Below are 2,530 nucleotides of genomic sequence, written 5' to 3'. Positions count from 1 at the left end.
GGCCGGGCCCCTCCCCGTTACCGATTCCGCCGGATTCGGCGTCCGGGTGCTCAGGCCTCCGACGTGGCGTCGACCGGCTCCCCGGCGCCCACCGGCGCGCTGACGCCCGCCGGCTCGGTCGCCGCGGAGCCGCCGAGCTTCTGCTTCACGAAGGCGATCACGAGCACGATCGCGGCGACGAGCAGCGACAGCAGTACGGTCTCGCGTCCGTCGTGTTCCGTGTCGGTCAGCATGTAGCCGAGGACGAAGACGATCAGTGCGGCCGTCGCCCAGGTCAGGTAGGGGTACAGCCACATCTTCACGACCAGCTTCTCCGGCGACTCGCGCTGGATGATCTTCCGCATCCGCAGCTGCGAGAAGCAGATGACCAGCCAGACGAACAGGGCGACCGCGCCGGAGGAGTTGACGAGGAAGAGGAAGACCGAGTCGGGGAACTTGTAGTTGAAGAAGACGGCGACGAAGCCGAAGACGACCGAGACGACGATCGCGGCCATCGGCACACCGCGCGAGGTGGTCTTCGCGAACACCTTGGGCGCGTCGCCGCGCTCGCCGAGCGAGAACGCCATCCGGGAGGCCGTGTAGAGCCCGGAGTTCAGGCAGGACAGCACGGAGGTCAGCACGATGAAGTTCATGATCTCACCGGCGTGCGCGATGCCGAGGGAGTCGAGGGCGGCGACGTAGGAGCCCTTGTCCTTGATGGAGGGGTCGTTCCACGGCAGCAGGGACACGACGACGAGGATCGAGCCCAGGTAGAAGACGCCGATGCGCCAGATGATGCTGTTGGTGGACTTGGTGACGGCCCGCTGCGGGTCCTCGGACTCGCCGGCGGCGAGGGTCGCGATCTCGCTGCCCATGAAGGAGAAGACGACCAGGAGCACACCGGTGAGGATCGCGCCGGGCCCGTGCGGCAGGAAGCCGCCGTGGTCGCTCAGATTCCCCAGGCCGGCCTTCGGGGCGTCGACACCCGGCAGCACGCCGAAGATCGCGAGCGCGCCGACGATGATGAACGCGCCGATCGCCACGACCTTGATCCCGGCGAACCAGAACTCGAACTCACCGTACGAGCCGACCGAGACCAGGTTGGTCGCGGTGAGCACGATCATCACGATGAGCGCCCAGCCCCACTGCGGTACGCCGGGCATCCAGCTTTCCAGGATCTTGGCTCCCGCGGTCGCCTCGACGGCGAGCACGACCACCCAGAAGAACCAGTACAGCCAGCCGATCGAGAAACCGGCCCAGCGCCCGAGCGCGCGGTCCGCGTGCGCGGAGAACGAACCGGAGGTCGGGTTCGCGGCGGACATCTCCCCCAGCATCCGCATCACCAGCACCACGAGCGTGCCGACGAGGGCGTAGGAGAGGAGGATTCCGGGGCCCGCGGTGGCGATACCGGAGCTGGAGCCCACGAAGAGGCCGGCTCCGATGACGCCACCGATGGCGATCATGGTCAGATGCCGGTTCTTGAGTCCGGCCTGGAGGCCTGAACCGGGTTCTCCGGGGCCTCCGTGGCCGCTTGCGGCCTTTGTGGGGGTCGGCTGCGAGGTCATGAGGGGGATTCCTTTGCGCCGGGTGAGCAGATTTCCGTACGAGCGGTGTACGGACCCGAGCGAGTCCTTGTAGGGACCCTGTAACGAGCCGGTCCAGTGAATCGGAGGCAAAGGAATTCGTGAACCTTTGAATCCAGATCGTTACTTGAGGTTTCCTTGAGGTTTGTAGCCTTGCCCACAGTTTTCGCTGGCGGCACCCGGCGAGGCCGATCCGAAACGGCCGTGTCACACTCGGACCATGCGCGTGTATCTCGGCTCCGATCATGCCGGTTTCGAACTCAAGAACCACCTCGTCGAGTGGCTCAAGGCCGCCGGGCACGAGCCCGTCGACTGCGGGCCCCTCATCTACGACGCCCAGGACGACTACCCGCCGTTCTGCCTCCGCGCGGCGGAGCGTACGGCGGCCGACCCCGAGGCCCTCGGCATCGTGATCGGCGGCTCCGGCAACGGGGAGCAGATCGCGGCGAACAAGGTGGACGGGGTCCGTGCCGCTCTCGCCTGGAGCGAGGAGACGGCGTCGCTGGGCCGTCAGCACAACAACGCCAACGTGGTGGCGGTGGGTGCGCGTATGCACTCCGAGGAGGAGGCGACGAAGTTCGTGGAGGTGTTCCTCTCCACGCCCTTCTCCGGTGACGAGCGCCACATCCGCCGCATCGACATGCTCTCGGCCTACGAGAAGACCGGCGACCTCCCGCCCGTCCCACCCCACCACCCTCAGCAGGCCTGAGTCCTCGACTGCGGGTGGGTGGGGGTTGCTCGCGCAGTTCCCCGCGCCCCCAAGGGATCGGGGCTGCGCCCCGAACCCCCGGCCGCGCGGAGTTCTTCGACTGCGGGTGGGTGGGGGCTGGTCGCGCAGTTCCCCGCGCCCCTGAAAGCCCCCACCTCGGCCGGCGCCAGAGGACAAGCCCACCCACCCCCGCCCCCCACAACACCCCATCCCCCCACAAAGGACCCGCCCCGACCCCCGGCCCCACCCCACAAAAATA

2 protein-coding genes are annotated in these 2,530 nt (G+C 67.8%); one reads left to right on the top strand and one right to left on the bottom strand.

The genetic code is table 11. The features are described 5' to 3' along the window. Nucleotides 1-50: 50 nt before the first annotated feature. Nucleotides 51-1,544, bottom strand: a complete 1,494-nt coding sequence (locus ACFVWD_RS58070; RefSeq protein WP_389607251.1) for an amino acid permease — start codon at nucleotides 1,542-1,544, stop codon at nucleotides 51-53. A 238-nt stretch (nucleotides 1,545-1,782) separates the two neighbouring features. Here ACFVWD_RS58070 and ACFVWD_RS58065 point away from each other — a divergent pair, with 238 nt between their 5' ends. Then, nucleotides 1,783-2,271: a ribose-5-phosphate isomerase gene (locus tag ACFVWD_RS58065; RefSeq protein WP_067370189.1), complete on the top strand. Its 489-nt coding sequence runs from the start codon at nucleotides 1,783-1,785 to the stop codon at nucleotides 2,269-2,271. The last annotated feature ends 259 nt before the right edge of the window (nucleotides 2,272-2,530 follow it).

Source organism: Streptomyces sp. NPDC058086, assembly GCF_042885015.1.
Lineage (GTDB): Bacteria > Actinomycetota > Actinomycetes > Streptomycetales > Streptomycetaceae > Streptomyces.
Note: the sequence above shows the minus strand (reverse complement) of the source record. Positions and strands in the feature narration are given on the sequence as shown.